The sequence below is a fragment of the Rhodoferax sp. MLSD5-FHT05B10 genome (assembly GCF_058793415.1).
In genome coordinates this window covers 353631-371217 of record NZ_JBXAFT010000002.1, presented here as the reverse complement: position 1 = coordinate 371217, position 17587 = coordinate 353631, and the positions used below count along the sequence as shown (strand labels likewise).

The 17587-nt window shown below is 65.0% G+C and carries 16 protein-coding genes; 1 reads left to right on the top strand and 15 read right to left on the bottom strand.

The genetic code is table 11. From position 1 onward, the window contains the following. The 3 genes from AC1Q5W_RS04385 to AC1Q5W_RS04375 all read right to left on the bottom strand — a co-directional run bounded on the left by AC1Q5W_RS04385 (position 1) and on the right by AC1Q5W_RS04375 (position 3097). Entirely contained in the window at positions 1 to 429 is a 429-nt protein-coding gene (locus AC1Q5W_RS04385; RefSeq protein ID WP_492643675.1) for an Hsp20/alpha crystallin family protein, read from the bottom strand. 112 nt (positions 430 to 541) lie between these two features. After that, complete coding sequence (gene gshA / locus AC1Q5W_RS04380) at positions 542 to 2092, bottom strand: glutamate--cysteine ligase (RefSeq protein WP_492643676.1); 1551 nt, start codon at positions 2090 to 2092, stop codon at positions 542 to 544. A 90-nt stretch (positions 2093 to 2182) separates the two neighbouring features. Further along, on the bottom strand, positions 2183 to 3097 hold the full coding sequence (locus AC1Q5W_RS04375; RefSeq protein ID WP_492643677.1) for an SDR family oxidoreductase: 915 nt from the start codon (positions 3095 to 3097) through the stop codon (positions 2183 to 2185). A gap of 119 nt (positions 3098 to 3216) precedes the next feature. On the opposite strand from AC1Q5W_RS04375, the gene AC1Q5W_RS04370 reads away from it, so the two are divergent. Then, positions 3217 to 4083 (top strand): NUDIX hydrolase, encoded by an 867-nt coding sequence (locus AC1Q5W_RS04370; RefSeq protein WP_492643678.1) that lies wholly within the window; start codon positions 3217 to 3219, stop codon positions 4081 to 4083. Between the two features lie 56 nt (positions 4084 to 4139). Here the strand turns inward: AC1Q5W_RS04370 and AC1Q5W_RS04365 are convergent, their stop codons facing one another. From AC1Q5W_RS04365 to AC1Q5W_RS04310, 12 genes are all read right to left on the bottom strand, one after another. After that, on the bottom strand, positions 4140 to 5120 hold the full coding sequence (locus AC1Q5W_RS04365; RefSeq protein ID WP_492646115.1) for a tRNA dihydrouridine synthase: 981 nt from the start codon (positions 5118 to 5120) through the stop codon (positions 4140 to 4142). Between the two features lie 129 nt (positions 5121 to 5249). Continuing rightward, positions 5250 to 6575, bottom strand: a complete 1326-nt coding sequence (locus tag AC1Q5W_RS04360) for a glycosyltransferase (protein WP_492643679.1) — start codon at positions 6573 to 6575, stop codon at positions 5250 to 5252. A gap of 71 nt (positions 6576 to 6646) precedes the next feature. Beyond that, positions 6647 to 7108, bottom strand: coding sequence for a methyltransferase family protein (locus AC1Q5W_RS04355; protein ID WP_492643680.1), 462 nt, complete (start codon positions 7106 to 7108; stop codon positions 6647 to 6649). Between the two features lie 208 nt (positions 7109 to 7316). Continuing rightward, complete coding sequence (gene ahpF / locus AC1Q5W_RS04350) at positions 7317 to 8873, bottom strand: alkyl hydroperoxide reductase subunit F (RefSeq protein ID WP_492643681.1); 1557 nt, start codon at positions 8871 to 8873, stop codon at positions 7317 to 7319. 165 nt (positions 8874 to 9038) lie between these two features. Next, positions 9039 to 9614 carry an alkyl hydroperoxide reductase subunit C gene (gene ahpC / locus AC1Q5W_RS04345; RefSeq protein ID WP_492643682.1) on the bottom strand — a complete coding sequence of 192 codons (576 nt, stop codon included), beginning with the start codon at positions 9612 to 9614 and terminating at the stop codon, positions 9039 to 9041. A gap of 123 nt (positions 9615 to 9737) precedes the next feature. Continuing rightward, complete coding sequence (locus AC1Q5W_RS04340; RefSeq protein WP_492643683.1) at positions 9738 to 11015, bottom strand: DUF3422 family protein; 1278 nt, start codon at positions 11013 to 11015, stop codon at positions 9738 to 9740. A gap of 1 nt (position 11016) precedes the next feature. Next, the gene (locus AC1Q5W_RS04335) at positions 11017 to 12528 is read right to left on the bottom strand and encodes a tripartite tricarboxylate transporter permease (protein ID WP_492643684.1); all 1512 of its coding nucleotides are present in this window, start codon (positions 12526 to 12528) and stop codon (positions 11017 to 11019) included. A gap of 9 nt (positions 12529 to 12537) precedes the next feature. Further along, the gene (locus AC1Q5W_RS04330; protein WP_492643685.1) at positions 12538 to 13026 is read right to left on the bottom strand and encodes a tripartite tricarboxylate transporter TctB family protein; all 489 of its coding nucleotides are present in this window, start codon (positions 13024 to 13026) and stop codon (positions 12538 to 12540) included. A 20-nt stretch (positions 13027 to 13046) separates the two neighbouring features. After that, positions 13047 to 14834, bottom strand: a complete 1788-nt coding sequence (gene tfpB, locus AC1Q5W_RS04325; protein ID WP_492643686.1) for a type IV pilus assembly ATPase TfpB — start codon at positions 14832 to 14834, stop codon at positions 13047 to 13049. After that, positions 14831 to 15589 carry a class I SAM-dependent methyltransferase gene (locus AC1Q5W_RS04320; RefSeq protein ID WP_492643687.1) on the bottom strand — a complete coding sequence of 253 codons (759 nt, stop codon included), beginning with the start codon at positions 15587 to 15589 and terminating at the stop codon, positions 14831 to 14833. The genes tfpB and AC1Q5W_RS04320 overlap by 4 nt, the downstream gene beginning before the upstream one ends. A 6-nt stretch (positions 15590 to 15595) precedes the next feature. Further along, entirely contained in the window at positions 15596 to 16441 is an 846-nt protein-coding gene (locus tag AC1Q5W_RS04315) for a TatD family hydrolase (protein ID WP_492643688.1), read from the bottom strand. Continuing rightward, a complete protein-coding gene (locus AC1Q5W_RS04310; protein ID WP_492643689.1) occupies positions 16438 to 17481 on the bottom strand; it encodes an AraC family transcriptional regulator in 1044 nt (347 codons plus the stop codon). Before AC1Q5W_RS04310 ends, AC1Q5W_RS04315 begins: the two co-directional genes overlap by 4 nt. Positions 17482 to 17587: the final 106 nt, after the last annotated feature.

Sequence of the window (17587 nt, the reverse complement as noted above, 5' to 3'; positions counted from 1 at the left end):
TCAGTCAATGGCCAGACGCTGGGCGTTGCCACCGGTTTTCTTGGGCAAGGTCAGCGTCAGCACGCCGTTTTCGTATTTGGCTTTCGCCAGGGACTGGTCGATGTCCTGCGGCAGCTGGAAGCTGCGGGCCACCGAGCCGAAATAGCGCTCGCTGCGCAGCACTTTCTCGTCCTTGGTCTGCAAATCCTGCTGCTTGACTTCGGCCTGCAGGGTGACCATGTTGCCATCCAGCGAAACGTGGATGTCTTCCTTGGCCACGCCCGGCACCTCGGCATGCACGGTGTAGGCCTGGTCGGTTTCCTTCACATCGATCTTGATCTGCTCCGGCCCGGGCAAGGGGTCTCCGTGCAGGGGCTTGACGTAAAAGCCGGGGGCCACATCGCGGAAAAATTCGTCCAGCAGATTGCCGCGTCGAATCAATGAACTCATGCGTACGCTCCTTTGCCTGAAGTTGCAACGGCGCCACCACGACGCCGTCCTGCATCGATATGCAGTTTTACTTTAGTGCCTTGAAGCGCCGCGCGCAAGAAATCCGCCGCCGTCAGGCTTGCGAATTCTCAGGTCCGCCCTGCTTTTCCGCGACCAGGCGTTTGGGCGACAGGTACTCCTGCAGGTAGATATCGAAGGGCATGGTGTCGGCCGCCTCGATGCGGCGCTGGTCGTCCCAGGACGCCTGCGACGCCTCCTCAAACTGGCGGCGCACGGCCGGTGCCAGCGGCACGTCCAGCATGACCTGTTTGGTGTGCGCGGACTGCGCCTTGGCAAAAGCCACGAACGAACCGTCAAAGCGCTCGGTCACCGCACGCAGCACCCGCGCCGACGGCAGCACGTCGGGGTGGTGCAAGGCCTGCTCGGCCGCCTGCACGGCCGCCATGTGGTCGGCGCCCCCATGGACGGCGTCCATGGCCTGGGCAATCGGCGCCAGTTGCCGGACCAGGTCCAGGCCCCAGGTGGTCAGCGCCACGGTGCCGTCACCGCACTCCAGTTGCAGGCCCGGCTCGCGCCCGCGCTCGGCCACGTTGTGCTGGTTGCGCCCCAGGGCGGCAATTTCCTGCGGGGTGTCGGGTGGGCTGTCCGTGAGCAGGCAGTGCAGCAGGAACACGTCCAGGAACCGCATGGTCTGGGCGTTGATGCCCACCGGCTCAAACGGGTCCAGATCCATGAGGCGCACCTCCACATACTCCACGCCCCGCTCGCGCAGGGCGTGCAGGGGCCGCTCCCCCGGAAAGATGACCCGCTTGGGGCGGATGGTGCCGTAGAACTCGTTCTCGATCTGCAGCAGGCTGGTGCCCAGCTGGCGGTACGCGCCATCGGGGCCGCGCACGCCAATGGCCTCGTACGGCGCATAGGGGCGTGTCAGTGCGTCCTGCAGGGAGTCGCCGTAGCCCTGCAGGCTGTTGTAGCTCACGGCCAGCGAGGCCTGCGCGTCACTCTGGTAGCCCAGGCGGCCCATGCGCAGCGAAGTGGCGTAGGGCCGGTACATGGTGTGCGCATTGAGCGCCTCCAGCAGGTGCGTGCGCCCGGCCACGAACGACGAGCACACCGCGGGTGACGCGCCGAACAGGTACAGCAGCAGGAAGGCGTGGCGACGGAAATTGCGGATGAGCCCGAAATAGGCTTCGCTGGACACCCCGGGCAGCGACCAGTTGTAGTGGATGCCCGAAATGGTCTGCATGCGCCGACCATAACGGTAGCCCAGCCCCGTGCGGTACACGCTCTTGGTACGCCCGACGTTGGAACTGCCGTACTGCCCGATGGGAATGGCATCGTCCTGCGGCAGCCCGCAGGGCATGCTGGACACCCACAGCATCTCGTCGCCCAGGGCGCTGGTGGTAAAGCGCTGCACCTGCGTGAGCTCGTCCACGCACGCCTGCACACTGGCATGCGCGCCGGTGATGAGCTCCACCTGAGACTCGCAGAAATCGGTGGTGATATGGGGGTGTGTGAGCGCCGACCCCAGTGCAGCCGGATGGGGCGTCATGGCCAGCGCGCCGTCGGCCAGCGCACGCAGGCTTTCCTTTTCGATACCGCGGCGTATGCCCTGAAGACGCTGGGGCGTCAAGGAGCCCAGGGCCCCTCTCAAACTATCCATGGCTGTGGCCCTTCAACTTTTTTTTGGTTAAGGCAAAGGTAACACAGGCCGGCATTTCCCGCCGGCCGTGGGGGTGTCCTGCGCAGCGCCTCAGGCCGCGCCGAGGTGCGCCGTGGCCCGTGTGATTTCGTGGGACCCTTGCGCGGCACCGCTTTGCGGCACCATGTCGTCTGCGCGCTGCGTCACCTGCGCCAACTGCTCGGCCAGCCGCTCGGGTGACTGGCCGTCGATCCCGATCCAGGCGCCTTGCGTCAGGGTGATGTGCGCCGCCTCCACGCTGCCGGCGCCCGCGCACAGGGTGGTGCGGGTGGGCGCGCTCTCGGCCACCAGCACCAGCATGGCGGGCACCACGGCTTCGGGCTTGAGTGCGGCCAGCACAGCGGGCGGCATCAGGTCTTCGGTCATGCGGGTGGCGGCCGTGGGGGCCAGACAGTTCACGCGGATGTCATGCTTGGCGCCTTCCAGCGACAGCGTCTGCATCAGGCCCACCAGCGCCATCTTGGCGGCACCGTAGTTGGACTGGCCGAAGTTGCCGTACAGGCCGGAGGACGACGTCGTCATCAGGATGCGGCCGTACTTCTGTTCCACCATGTGCGGCCATACGGCCTTGGTGCAGTGCACGGCGCCCATGAGGTGCACGTCCACCACCAGCCGGAAATCGGCCAGCTCCATCTTGGCAAAACTCTTGTCGCGCAGGATGCCGGCGTTGTTGACCAGAATGTCCACGCGGCCCCAGGTGTCCACAGCCTGCTGCACCATGGCCTGCACGGCTTCGAAGTCGGTCACCGACGCGCCGTTGGCAATGGCCTCGCCACCGGCGGCCCGGATTTCTTCCACCACCGCCTGTGCCGCGGTCATGGAGCCGCCAGAACCGTCACGGGCTCCGCCCAGGTCATTGACCAGCACCTTGGCGCCACGCGCCGCCAGCGCCAACGCATGTTGGCGGCCCAGGCCACCACCGGCACCCGTCACAATGGCCACGCGCCCCTTGAATTCGATATCCATAATCTGTTTCCTGAAAATAAGAGAGAGAAAACCCGCGCCAGGCTTCTGTTAGCCTTTGCACATCCGAACGCACTGTACTGCATGCGTTTGCCATTCCTGTTACCCGAAGCGACAACGCCATGGAACTGAATTCCGAAATCCCCACCGCCCCACCCCGCCACGCCTCCACCGTGGTCATGCTGCGGGATACGCCGCGCGGGCTGGAGGTGTTCCTGGTCAAGCGCCACGGGCTGTCGGACGTGATGGGCGGCGCCTACGTTTTTCCGGGCGGCAAGCTCGACGAAACCGACGCCCTGCTGGACGTGCAGACCCACCTGGACCAGGAACCGGCGCAGCTGCACCAGGCCCTGGGCGAGCCCGACACACCGGTGGCCACCGCCGTGGGGCTGTATGTGGCGGCGCTGCGCGAGGCCTTTGAAGAGTCCCGGGTGCTGTTCACGCAGGATGCCGCCGTGGCCCGGGCTGCGCTCCAGCACCAGCAGGCCACGGCCTTCAACCAGATGCTGGCCGATCTGGCGGTGCGCCTGCAAACCCGCAACGTGCTGCCCTGGTCCCGCTGGATCACGCCGCGCATGCCCTCGGTGTCCACCAAGCGCTTTGACACTCGGTTTTTCATCACCACCGTGCCGCCCGAGCAGGAAGCCAGCCACGACAACCACGAGCTGACGGAAAGCGTGTGGCTGCCGCCGCGCACCGCGCTGGAACAGTACTGGAACGGCGAGATCCAGCTGGCCCCGCCCCAGATCATGAGCCTGGCGCATCTGGCCCGCCACGCCACCGTGCAGAGCGTGATGGACAGCGCCCGCAGCGCCCCGCCGCCCCTCATCCTGCCGGAAACCTTTGACGAAGGTGGCACCCGCGTGCTGTGCTACCCCGGCGACCCGGCCCACTCGGTCTCAGCCCGCGCCCTGCCCGGCCCGACCCGTCTGCTGTTTCGCAACAAGCGCTTTGAGCCGGAAAACGGGTTTGAAGCGCTGTTCGCCTGAACCTGCAAAATCAGCATCAAAGAAGGCGCTGGCCAGCGCACATGCTGCGCAGACAGCTATTGATTCGATAGCGCAGAGCGACCCTGCGCACGCAGCGCGCCGTGCGCCTCCAGCCACTGGCGCACCAGCGCCGGGTCGTGCAGGACGCGCAGCTCGGTATAGGCCACTTCGGCCTGCGGGTAGCGCTGGCGCATGAAGTTGAGCCACTGCTTGAGCCGCCCGGCCTGCTGGCGGCGCTCTAGGCGGGCCACCACCAGCTCCCAGAAAGCGCCCATCAGGGGCAGCACCTCGTCCCAGGGCACCAGCGGCTCGCTGTGTTGCGGGTCACGCGTGCCAGCGTCGGCCGCACGGATGGCGAGCGCCAGGCCGGGGTCCACCACCATGCCGCGCCCCAGCATGAGGTGCTCGCAGCCCGAAGCCTGGCGGCAGCGGCGGGCGTCCTCCACCGACCAGATCTCGCCATTGGCCACCACGGGAATGGAAACGCCCAGGCGGATGTCGTTCACCCGCTCCCAGTAGGCCGGCGGGCGGTAGGCGTGGGCCTTGGTGCGGGCGTGCACCACCAGCTCTTCGGCGCCGCCATCGGCCAGGGCCTGGGCGCATTCCACCGCACGGGTGTCGTCGTTGAAACCCAGGCGCATCTTGGCCGACACCGGCACATGCGCCGGCACGGCGCGGCGCACGGCACTGACGATGGCGTGCAGCTCCTCGGGGTACTGCAGCAGCATGGCGCCACCGCCGTGGCGGTTGACCACCTTGGCCGGGCAGCCAAAGTTGAGGTCGATGCCATGCGGCCCCAGCTCGGCCAGACGCGCCGCGTTCTCGGCCATGCTGATCGGGTCGGAGCCCAGCAGCTGCGCCCGCACCGGCACGCCCGACGGCGTGCGCCCGCCGTGAAGCAGCTCGGGCATGATGCGCAGGAAGGTGCGCTCGGTCAGCAGCGTGTGGGTGACGCGGATGAACTCGGACACGCAGCGGTCCACCCCGCCCACGCGGGTCAGGACGTCACGCAGCACACAGTCGAGCAGGCCCTCCATGGGGGCGAGGTAGATACGAGGGGGCACAGGGGTTCAGGCAAGCCAATGGTTGGGGACGCGCATGCCGCATTGTCACTGCATTGCCGCCTTGGCGCCTTGGCGCCTTGGCGCCTGCGTCAAGGTATGCGTTTACGGACGGTGACGTGGAACCAGCCGGCGCTGCGCGGTTGTATCGCGCAGGGTCCCCTGCACCACTGGGTTGGGCGCAACTTCGCAAAGGCGGCTCAAAATTGAGTCGCAAGCCGTGACGATTGAATTGCAATTGGTGAATCGCATCGCGATCTGCTGGCAGCGCTGATGCAATGAACTGTCAGTGGTCAGTTTCTTTAACACATCGGCAACAACATGAGGGACATACTGCTTTGGCAAAACCTCTTGCGCCACACCGAGGCGCACCGCGCGGTCGGAGTTGTCAAACTGGTCATAAGCGACAGGCCGGATAAGTTGTGGAACGCCTGCACGGAATGCTTGGCTAGTAGAGCCAATACCGCCGTGGTGGACGAATGCGGCAAGCTTGGGCAACAAGGCACCAAAGGGCGCATAGTCGACGTGAATCACACCTTTGGGCAATGAAGCCGGAACTTGCTGTGGGAAATGCGTTAGGAGGATCGCTCGTAACCCCGCAGTTTCAGAGGCTTCGACAGATGTTTGGAAGAACTCATGTGCCGTGGCGGTGGCTGTTCCTGCCGAGAAGGCAACAGGCGGCTGACCGGCTTTTATAAATTCGTCGAGGCGTGGCGAGAGGGAAACCTGATTGCCGTGATCATATAAAGGAAAGTCGGCCAGAGCCACGTGTCCAGGCCAGTCGCTTTGGGGCTCGCCGAACCAGTCCGGAAACAATCCAACTACGCAGTCTGCCTCGTGAATCCAGGACCGAAATATCCGATCCACACTAAGCAGGCCGAGCTCGGCCCGATATCTGTTGAGTGGCGCCGTGAAGTTGGGGTCATAAAAGATCTTGTCGAGCATCCACCAAGCCGTCCGTTTCAGCAGAGATGATGTATGCGAATTGATCCAGTTTGGCACCAATCGTGGCGGTCTCAGGTCGGACCGAAAGACGGACGGTGCCAGGTGAACGGTTGCACAAGGAATATGGTCGGTTTCTCTCAGTAAGCGGGGCGAAAACAATAAGGAATTTCCGATGGCAATTGTTTCGCCAGGAACAACATCGGATTTCATGGCCCGATAGTATTCAGGGCAGATTTCGGCATATTCCCTTGCTACACGCTTGAAAGCACGGCTTGGGTCGCCGTCTGCCAGTTCGCCAAATAACGAAGAATATTTCTCGACCGTACTTATGGGTACGAAGCGGATTGCCGCATCTGTTGTGTAACTGCGGAAGAACGGATTTGCATAAAGAATGACTTCGTGTCCGCGGGCGGCGAACTCTCGACCCAGTGCAACAAATGGCAGTACATCGCCGTGACTGCCTGCCGTAGAAATTAGTACTCTCATCTGGAGTGGCTCAAGTGATCGTTTGTTGAAAAGGCCAGACTACGGATACTGGCCCGCCAGGCCCACCACACTCAGAGCCACCGCCTGACCGACTGGGTGTACTGCACGTAGGGTGCCCCGAATTTTGCGCGCAGGAAGCGCTCTTCCGGGATGATCTGAAAGCGCGTGATGTAGGCCACAAAGACCACCACGGCCACGAGCGTCCAGGGGTTGGCGAGGTACACGCAAAGGCCGAGCAGTTGGATCACCATGCCGAGGTACATGGGGTTGCGGGTGAATCGGTACAGCCCGGTTTGGACGATGGCCGTTGACCGGTCTGGCGCGAGCGGATTGAAGGTGGTCTTGGCCTTGCGAAAGGCCAGCAGCCCGGAAAAATCCAGCGCGAGACCCGTCCCGACCAGCAACACCGCGACCGGGATGCGAGCCGGCAGCAGATAGGCAAGTTCAGGCGTGGCGCGTGCCACCAGCCAAGCGACGACCGCACAGAGAAGTGCTATCACCGGGGGTGGAATCTTGTGTTCGAGTGAAAACATGGTGGATGAACCCACGGTGCATGGCAAATGGGCTGCATGCACTATAGCCGCCTGCGCCAAATGGTTGGCGCGCATGGGGTAAAGGCTGTGTTCAGCGTCACTCCATGTCACTACAAAAAATATAGCAATATAACCAATGAATACATTGGCTACAGACCGGTTTTTCTTAGAAATTGGGGCGGAGCGCAAGGCCCCGCCATACGCGCTATCAGTGCCGGATCAAATGGTCAAACGCGCTCAGCGCTGCCTTGGCGCCATCGCCGGCGGCAATCACGATCTGCTTGTACGGCACCGTGGTGCAGTCCCCCGCGGCAAAAACGCCGGGCACGTTGGTGTGGCCTTTGGCGTCCACCACAATCTCGCCAAACTTGGAAAGTTCGACCGTGCCCTTGAGCCACTCGGTGTTGGGCACCAGGCCGATCTGCACGAACACGCCTTCCAGGTTGACCAGGTGCTCCTGGCCGGTGGCGCGGTCCTTGTAGCGCATGCCGTTGACCTTGCCGTCCAGTCCGATGATTTCCAGGGTCTGGGCGTTGGTGTGCACCGTCACGTTGGGCAGGCTGTGCAGCTTCTTCACCAGCACGGCGTCGGCCTTGAGTTCGGGCATGAACTCGAACACGGTCACATGCTGCACCACACCGGCCAGGTCGATGGCAGCTTCCACACCCGAGTTGCCGCCGCCGATCACGGCCACGTCCTTACCCTTGAACAGGGGGCCGTCGCAGTGCGGGCAGTAGGCCACGCCCTTGTTCTTGTATTCGGCCTCTCCGGGCACGTTCACGTTGCGCCAGCGCGCGCCGGTGGACAGGATCACGGTCTTGGCCTTGAGGCTGCCGCCGTTGGCCAGCACCACTTCCGTCAGGCCGCCGGGTTGCGTGGCGGGGATGAGCTTGTCGGCCCGCTGCAGGTTCATGATGTCCACGTCGTAGGCGCGGGTGTGGGCTTCCAGCGCGGCAGCAAACTTGGGGCCGTCGGTTTCCAGCACCGAGATGTAGTTCTCGATGGCCAGCGTATCGTTCACCTGGCCGCCAAAGCGCTCGGCGGCCACGCCGGTGCGGATGCCTTTGCGGGCGGCGTACACGGCGGCGGCCGCGCCAGCGGGGCCACCACCGACGATGAGCACGTCGTACGGCGCCTTGGCGCTGAGCTTGGCGGCGTCTTTGGCGGCGGCGCCGGTGTCGAGCTTGGCGACGATTTCTTCCACCAGCATGTGGCCGGAGCTGAACATCTGGCCATTGAGGAACACCATGGGCACGGCCATGATCTCGCGCTCGGTCACTTCCTGCTGGAAGGCGCCGCCTTCGATCACCGTGGTCTTGATTCTGGGGTTGAGGATGGCCATGAGCGAAAGCGCCTGCACCACGTCCGGGCAGTTGTGGCAGGTCAGGCTCATGTAGACCTCGAAGTGGTAGTCACCGTCCAGCGCCTGGATCTGCTCAATGACGTCCTGCTCCACCTTGGGCGGGTGGCCGCCGGTCCACAGCAGGGCCAGCACCAGCGAGGTGAACTCGTGGCCCAGGGGCAGGCCGGCAAAGCGCAGGCTGGTGGCGGCGCCTGCACGCTGCAGCGTGAAAGACGGTTTGCGGGCGTCGGTACCGTCAAAACGCACACTGATCTTGTCAGCGCGCAGGCCCTGGATGGTTTCCAGCAGCGCGCGGGTGTCGCGGCTGGTTTCGCTGTCATCCAGGGAGGCCACCATCTCGAAGGGCTGGGACACGCGTTCCAGGTAGGCGGCCAACTGGGCCTTGAGGGTATCGTCGAGCATGGTGGTTTCCTTTTACTACTGATTTGATAGCTGCCTGCGCAGGTTCTACGCGGGCTGGCAGCCATTTTTGCGCATAAAAAAGCCGGACGGCAAGGCGCTGGGCGCCCTGACGCTGTCCGGCTTGTGGGTGCCTGCAAGCAGGCACCGCCTATGGCCGGGGCAGGCTTAGATCTTGCCGACCAGGTCGAGGGACGGCGTGATGGTCTTGGCGCCTTCGTTCCACTTGGCAGGGCACACCTGGCCGGGGTGGGCGGCGGTGTACTGGGCAGCCTTGAGCTTGCGCACGGTTTCCTTCACGTCGCGGGCGATTTCGTTGGAATGGATTTCCAGCGTCTTGATCGTCAGCTCGGGGTTGATGATGAAGGTGCCGCGCAGGGCCAGGCCTTCTTCCGGAATGTGCACGCCAAAGGCGTTGGTCAGCGTGTGGGTGGGGTCGCCCACCAGGGGGAACTTGGCCTTGCCCACGGCGTCGGAGGTTTCGTGCCACACCTTGTGCGAGAAGTGGGTGTCGGTGGTGACGATGTAGACCTCGGCACCGGCCTTCTGGAACTCGGCATAGTGCTCGGCTGCGTCTTCGATTTCGGTGGGGCAGTTGAAGGTGAAGGCAGCCGGCATGAAGATCAGCACGGACCACTTGCCCTTGAGGGACTGCTCGGTCACTTCGATGAATTCACCCTTGCCGCTGCGGTTGACGAAGGCGGTGGTCTTGAAAGGCTGGACTTGGGTATTGATCAGGGACATGGTTGGTTTCCTCGTGAAGTTGCTGTTCTGCAAATGAACAGGGTGAATACTAGCCCTTCTATGGAGTCATGTGGTTTGATTGATCCAATCAATCAAATTGACAAAACCTATGGCGCCCCAGCCCTACTCCTTGAACACGCTCTGGTGCAGGCGGCGCAGGGACCACCACACGCCGGTCGCCACCACGGGAATGGCCACGGCGGCGGTCATTTCGGGGCTCCAGGGCCAGCCCCAGTGCTGGGCGCCCTTGGCCAGGTAACTCACCAGCCCGACGATGTAGTAGGTGATGGCGGCCACGGACAGCCCCTCCACCGTGGACTGCAGCTTGATCTGGATGTCCTGGCGGCTGTTCATGGTGGCCAGCAGGGCCTGGCTACTTTGCTGCTGCTCGATCTCGACCCGGGTGCGCAGCAGGTTGCTGATGCGCGAGACGCGCTGCGAGAGCGCGTCCTGGCGCCGCGCCGACCAGGCACAGGTGCTGCGCGCGGGTGAGAGCCGGCGGTCCATGAATTCGCGGATGGTCTGCATGCTCGCCAGGCGGGACTCGGCAATGTCGACGATGCGCTTGTCCACCAGCTCGAAATACGCCGCACTGGCCGAGAACCGCGAGTGCGTGGCGGCGTGCTGGCTTTCCACCTGCCCGGCCAGACGGGTCAGGCGGTCCAGCAGCAGGGGCTCGTCGTCGCGCGTGGCCGAGCGGATGGCTTGCGCCAGTTCGGCCAGCTCGCGCTCGGCGGACGCGAGCACCTGCGAGGCATCACGCGCCGCGGGCAGGCCCAGCAGGGCCGCCATGCGATAGGTTTCGATCTCCAGCAGGCTCTGCACCAGCCGCCCCAGGCGGCGCGGCGCCATGCCCCCCGCCAGCAGGACCATGCGCGAAAAGCCGTCGGCGTGCACCGCAAAATCGGTATAGACCTCGGCAAAGCCATCGGCCACGGTGGACGCCACCAGGGTCTCTTCGTGCAGCACATGCTTGACCAGCGAACCCGATCCAAACGCCTTGGTGGGCAGCACCCACACGTGCATGCTCGCCAGGCACTGGCCGGGCAGCGCTGCAAACCAGCGCTGGGGCACGGCGTCCAGCGCGGCCTCGGGCTCGCGCTCGCCGAAGTGCTCCACGTTGAGCGGGCGCATGAAGGTCCAGGTGACAAACTCGGTATGCAGTTCCCAGCGCACGCGGTAGGGGCCCAGGTCCATGCGTACATGGGTCGAGCCCGCGTTGGGCTGGGGCAGGTGGTGGTCGCGGGCGAGCTCGGCGATATGCGCCCAACTGGCTTCGCGCTGGGCCGCGTCGCACACCATCACCACATGGGAGATGCTCACCGGCACGCCCATGGCCTCGGGCGGCCGGGCGTGGATTTCGTTATGCAGCGCAACGCGCTGGGGGTGTTGCTGCAACATGTCAGTCCTCAACAAAGGCTTCCTCTCGTTTGGATTTCACCGATGGCATGAGCACCACCACCAGCAACAGCGCCGCCGCGGCCAATAGGCCGGCAGACAGCGGACGGGTCAAAAACACGCTCCAGTCGCCACGCGAGAGCAACAGAGCCCGGCGCAGATACTCTTCCATCATGGGCCCGAGTATGAAGCCCAGCAGCAGCGGGGCCGGCTCGGTTCCCAGCTTGATGAGCAGGTAGCCGATGAAACCGAAGATACCCACCATCCAGATGTCAAAGGTGGCGTTGTTGGTGGAGTACACGCCAATGGCGCAGAACAGCACGATGGCCGGGAACAGCCAGCGGTAGGGCGCGCTGAGCAGCTTGATCCAGATGCCGATGAGCGGCAGGTTCAGGACCACCAGCATGAGGTTGCCGATCCACATGGAGGCAATCAGGCCCCAGAACAGCTCGGGGTTGCTGGTCATCACCTGCGGCCCGGGCTGGATGTTGTGGATGGTCATAGCGCCCACCATCAGGGCCATCACGGCGTTGGGCGGAATACCCAGCGTCAGCAGGGGAATGAAGGAGGTCTGCGCCCCTGCGTTGTTGGCTGACTCCGGCGACGCCACGCCCCGGATGTTGCCCTTGCCAAACGGCACTTCACCCGGGCGCAACTTGGTGCGCTTCTCCAGCGTGTAGGCGGCAAACGACGCCATCACCGCGCCGCCGCCGGGCAGGATGCCCAGCACCGAACCCAGCGTCGTGCCCCGCAGCACCGCCGGCACCATGTTCCTGAAATCTTCCTTCGTGGGCCACAGGCCGGTGACGTTGGCGGTGAACACCTCCCGCTCGCTCTCGTGCTTTCCCAGATTGGTGATGATCTCCCCATAACCGAACACGCCCATGGCAATCACGATGAAACCAATGCCGTCGGTCAGCTCCGGAATGTCAAAGCTGAAACGCGACACGCCGGAATTGACGTCGGTGCCCACCATGCCCAGCAGCAGGCCCAGCACGATCATGGCAATGGCCTTGAGCAAGGAGCCCGAGGCCAGCACCACGGCGCCGATCAGGCCCAACACCATCAGCGAGAAATACTCCGCCGGACCGAACTGGAAGGCCAGCTCCGTCAGGGGCGCCGCAAAGGCCGCCAGGATGAGCGTGCCCACACAGCCGGCAAAGAAGGAGCCCAGGCCGGCGGCGGCCAGCGCGGGGCCGGCGCGCCCGTTGCGCGCCATCTGGTAGCCGTCGATCACGGTCACCACGGAAGACGACTCCCCCGGCAGGTTGACCAGGATGGCGGTGGTGGAGCCACCGTACTGCGCGCCGTAGTAGATGCCGGCCAGCATGATCAGCGCCGACGCCGGCGCCAGTGAGTAGGTTGCCGGCAGCAGCATGGCAATGGTGGCCAGCGGGCCAATGCCCGGCAGCACGCCGATCACGGTGCCCAGGAAACAGCCGACAAACGCGTACAGGAGGTTCTGCGCGGTGAACGCCACGCCGAAACCGAGCGCCAAGTTGTGAAACAGCTCCATGGTGGATCCTCAGGCGACGATGAAAGCGGGCCAGACCGGAAACTGCAGCTTGAGCAGCAGGACAAACGCCACATAGCTCATGGCGGCCAGCACCGTGGCCAGCACGGCCGTCTCCTTGGCATTGAACGCGTCCCCGGCCAGGCTGGCAATGAAGGTCAGCGCGTAGATGCCCGCGATCAGGCCCATGGCCGGCAGATGGATGCTCGGCAGGCCACCCACCATGACGCCGAACACCAGGTTGGCCGCGATGATGAAGAACAGGGGCTTCCAGGCCAGCTTGCCGATCTTGTCACCGTCCACTGTCTCCACCACCAGGGCCTTGAAGGTAATGATGCCACCCAGCACCGCCAGCAGAATGCCCAGCGCCAGCGGAAAGTAGCCGGGGCCCATGCGCGCGCCGGTGCCAATGGTGTAGCCGGTGGCGCCCCAGGCAAAGGCCACGCCGGCCACCATGAACATGAGGCCGGAAAAAAAATCCTTCTGACTTTTTATATTCATCACGCGTCTCCTCTGCCCCATCAGTGCATGGGTGGCGTGGACGATAACACCTCGTCCATCACCGTCAGCCCTTCCGCCACCCGCAGGGCGCCGGCCAGCCGCAGCGGGCGCATGCCGTCGGCCACAGCCTGGCGGCGCAAGGCGTCGATGGACGGGTCGCCACTGACCTTGGCCTTGAAGCCTTCGGACACCACCAGCAACTCGTACAGGCCCATGCGCCCCATGAAACCCGTCATGCGGCAGTCCACGCAGCCGACCGGCTTGTAGGGTTGGTAGCCGCCGTTGATCTGCCAGGGTTTGATCAGTTCGCCCAGGGCTTCGCGGCTGGTGTCCTCGTCGCGCACCCGGCACTGCTTGCACAGGGTGCGCACCAGGCGCTGCGCCAGCACGCCCAGCAGGGTGGCATTGATGAGGTACGACGGAATGCCCAGCTCCAGCAGCCGCGTCACGGCCGAGGGCGCGTCGTTGGTATGCAGGGTGGAGAACACGAGGTGGCCGGTGAGCGCCGCCTGCACCGCCATCTCGGCGGTTTCCAGGTCGCGGATCTCGCCCACCATGATGATGTCGGGGTCCTGGCGCATCAGGGCGCGCAGCCCTTGCGGGAAACCGAAGTCGAGCTGGGGTTGCACCTGGGTCTGGTTGAAGGCGGGCTCGATCATTTCAATCGGGTCTTCCACCGTGCTGACGTTGACCTCCTCGGTAGCCACCCGCTTGAGCGTGGAGTACAGCGTGGTGGTCTTGCCCGAGCCGGTGGGCCCGGTCACCAGAATGATGCCGTGGGGCCGCTTGACCAGTGACTCCCAACGCTGCGCGTCGTGGCTGGAGAAGCCCAGGGCATCCAGATCCTTGACCGTGTTGTCGGGGTCGAAAATCCGCATCACCATCTTTTCGCCAAACGCGGTGGGCAGAGTGGAGATGCGCATCTCGATCTCGTCGCCACGCGGGTTGCGCGTCTTGATGCGACCGTCCTGCGGGCGGCGCTTCTCGATGATGTCCATGCGCCCCAGCAGCTTGATGCGCGCCGTCATGGCGTTGAGCACGCCCATGGGCATCTGGTACACCGGGTGCAGCACGCCGTCGATGCGAAAGCGAATGACGCCCTGCTCGCGCCGGGGCTCCATGTGGATGTCGCTGGCACGCTGGTCAAAGGCGTATTGCCACAACCAGTCCACCACCTGCACCACGCCCTGGTCATTGGCATCGAGCTGTTTGTTGGTCTTGCCCAGCTCCACCAGTTGCTCGAAACTGGCGCCGTTGTTGGCGCCGGATTTGCTGGCCGCCCGCACCGATTTGGCCAGGGCATAGAACTCGGCGGTGTAGCGGTGGATTTCCTGCGGGCTGGCCACCACCCGGCGCACGCTACGCCGGGACTGGCGTTCCACCTCGTCCACCCAGCCGGTGACAAAGGGCTCGGACGTGGCCACGGTCACCTCGGTGGGCGTCACCGCCACGGGCAGGATCTTGTGGCGCTCGGCGTAGGCGGCGCCCATGGCGTCGGCTACCTTGCCCACGTCCACCTTCAGGGGATCGATGCGCAGGTAGTCCAGCCCGCACCGTCCGGCCAGCCACTGGGTCAGCGACTCGATGTCCAGCGGCTTGTTGTCCGAGGCCCGGCGCATGGACACGCTGGCCAGGCGCACCAGCGGGTGCTGCGCGCTTTCGGCCTGCGAACAGCGCGCCACGGTGCGCTGGGCCTCCTCGGCGGAAATGATGGCGTCGCGCTGCAGCCACTCCACCAGGCTGCGCCAGTCCACCGGTCCGTTGTGTGCGGCCTTGGCAGGCGCCGTGTGCTTGTGCTGTGGGCTCATGGGTACACCGGTTTGAAAACGCGCACCCACTTGTCTGCCGGCAGACCCCACTGGCGCTGGATAACATCCGCGCGCTCAAACAGCAGCGCGCGGCTGGGGCGCACCGGCGTGCGCTGGGCCAGCACCACGGTGTTGCCTTCGCGTGTGGCCTTGAAGGCCCAGATGGCCTCCTTGCCAAAGGCGGCCACCATGTTGTCCACGCTGCGCTGGAAACTGGAGGTGCGCCCGAACAGGTTCACCGTCATGCAACCGTCTTCCGTGAGCACCTTGCGGCAGTCGGCGTAGAACTCGGCGCTGTCAAACACCGGGCCAGCGGCCTCCTGGTCGTACAGGTCCACCTGCAGGGCGTCGACCGCACCCAGCCAGCGGGGTTGCCGAATCTCCTGCGAGGCATCGGCCAGCACCACCTGCAGGCGGGCATTGTCCTGCGGCAGCTTGAACCAGCCGCGACAGGCCGCCACCACCTGCGGGTTGAGTTCGATCGCGGCCGTCTTCATGTGCATCACCTTGTAGCAGAACTTGGTGAGCGAGGCTGCCCCCAGGCCCAGCTGCAGGGCCTGGCGCTTGGACACCGTCGCCGGATCCACAAACAGCAGCCAGGCCATCATGCGCTGGACGTACTCATGCACCAGCACCAAGGGGGCGTCCACCAACATGGAGCCCTGGATCCAGATGCTGTCCAGGTGCAGGTGACGGACGGGGCCGTCATCGGAGAAATTGACTTCGGGGAGGGTAAGGGGAGCTTTTCGTGCCATGGGGATTTATACCAGCAGCGCCGCCAGCTTCGGCAAGGCCTGGCAGGCGTTGTCTGTGGTGGCCTGCGCCAGCGCCTGCACCGGCATGCCGCGCAGCTGCGCCACCACACTGGCAATGCGGGGCAACTCCCCGGGTTCGTTGCGCCCCTGGCCCCCGCCCGCCCCCCGCTGCTGCGCCGGAACGTAGCGCCAGTGCGGCGGCATGTCCGGTGCATCGGTCTCCAGCACAATAGCCTCCAGCGGCAGGGTCTTGACCAGCCGGCGCAGCTGCAAGGCCCGCTCAAAGGTCACGGCACCGCCAAAACCCAGCTTGAAGCCCAGCCGGATGAATTCCTGCGCCTGCACCGCGCTGCCGTTGAAGGCGTGGGCAATGCCGGTCCACGGCGGCCCGCCCTTGCCCACCTCGCGCAGCTGCTTGAGCAGGCGGTCCGCCGAGCGCCGCACATGCAGCAATACCGGCAACTGGTATTGGCGGGCCAGCTGCAGTTGCGCCCGGTAGAGATGCTCCTGCCGTTCGCGCAGCGGGCTCTCGCACAAGGCGGGCACAAAGTAGTCCAGCCCGATCTCGCCCATCGCCACCAGGCGCGGGTCCGCATGGTGGGCCTGCAGCTGCGCCTGCAGCGCCAACAGGTCATCGGGGCCGGCCTGCGCCACGTACAAGGGGTGGATGCCCAGGCCATAGCTGTCGCCCCCGGCATGGGCCAGCTGGCGCACGGTGTCAAAGTTGGCCACTTCCACCGCGGGAATGACGCAGTGCCGCACACCCGCCGCGCGTGCGCGGGCCTGCACCGCACCCCGGTCCGCGGCGAACTCTGCGGCATCGAGATGGCAATGGGTATCGATGAACGTCATGGCGCCCCCGTCCGCTCCCGCCAGCTCCCCGGGCTGTGCCCGGTCCATTCCTTGAAGGCGTGGTTGAACGCGCTCTGGTCCTGGAAGCCCAGCAGAAACGCAATGTCGGCCAGGCTCAGGCTGCGCTGGCGCAAATAGTCCTGCGCCAATTCCCGGCGCGTACGATCCAGCACCTGCTGGAAACTGGCGCCGGCTTCGCTGAGCTTGCGCTGCAAGGTGCGCTGGGTGAGGTTCAGGTCCTGCGCCACCAGCGGCAAGCGGGCGCGGTCCTGCGACAGACTCCTGGCAATGGCCGCCCCCACCTGCGCCACGATGCCCGCATGCGCCTGGGTGCGCATTTTTTCGCGCAGCAGCTGCTCGGCGTGCTGCTGCAGCACCGGGTACAGCCCGACGTCCGCGTTGGGCACCGGCAAAGTCAGCAGCGCTGCATCAAAACGGGCGCAGTTGCGGGGGGCACCAAACACCACGTCGGCACCGAAAATGCGCCGGTGCTCGCTGCAATCGCTGGGAGCCGTGTGGGAGAACGCCACCGCAGCCGGCGGCAACGGCGCCCCGGCAAGCCACTCGCCAAACACCCGTATCCCGGCAAACACGCTCTCGGCCAGATGCCGGCTGGCCTGGGGGAAATGGCTGTTCCACTGGTACTCGGCCACCCAGTTGTCGACCACCAGTGCCGAGCGCCCCAGATCGTGGGCCAGGCTTTCGTAGCGCTGGGTTTGCTGGAACACCTGGCCGAAGTCCCGGCAACTCAGCAGGATGAGTCCGTAGACGCTGTAGGTTCCCAGCTTGACTCGCTCACCGACCTGCAGCCCGAAATGCGGGTGCTCCGCCAGCTGCGCGCCCGCGTCCAGCAAGCGCACGTAGTCCCGCGCGGCCAGCGACTCGGGTTGGGGCGACAGGGCATGGGCGGGCAGGCCAGCCGCGAGCGCGAGCGCGCGCAAGTCCACCCCGCGCTCTACGGCCAGTTCCAGCAGGGGCTGCACATAGGCCCCTGCCACCCGGCCGCCACCGCCTTCAGGCGCGCTGTCCGGGGTTGGCATGATTGAACAAACGAATTGTCATGAAAGCGCAATACGCCACAAAAGGGGTTGACTAAGCTGGCGGCCAGTGTAGCAATTGCATGCCGCACACCCACAGAAAGAGGTT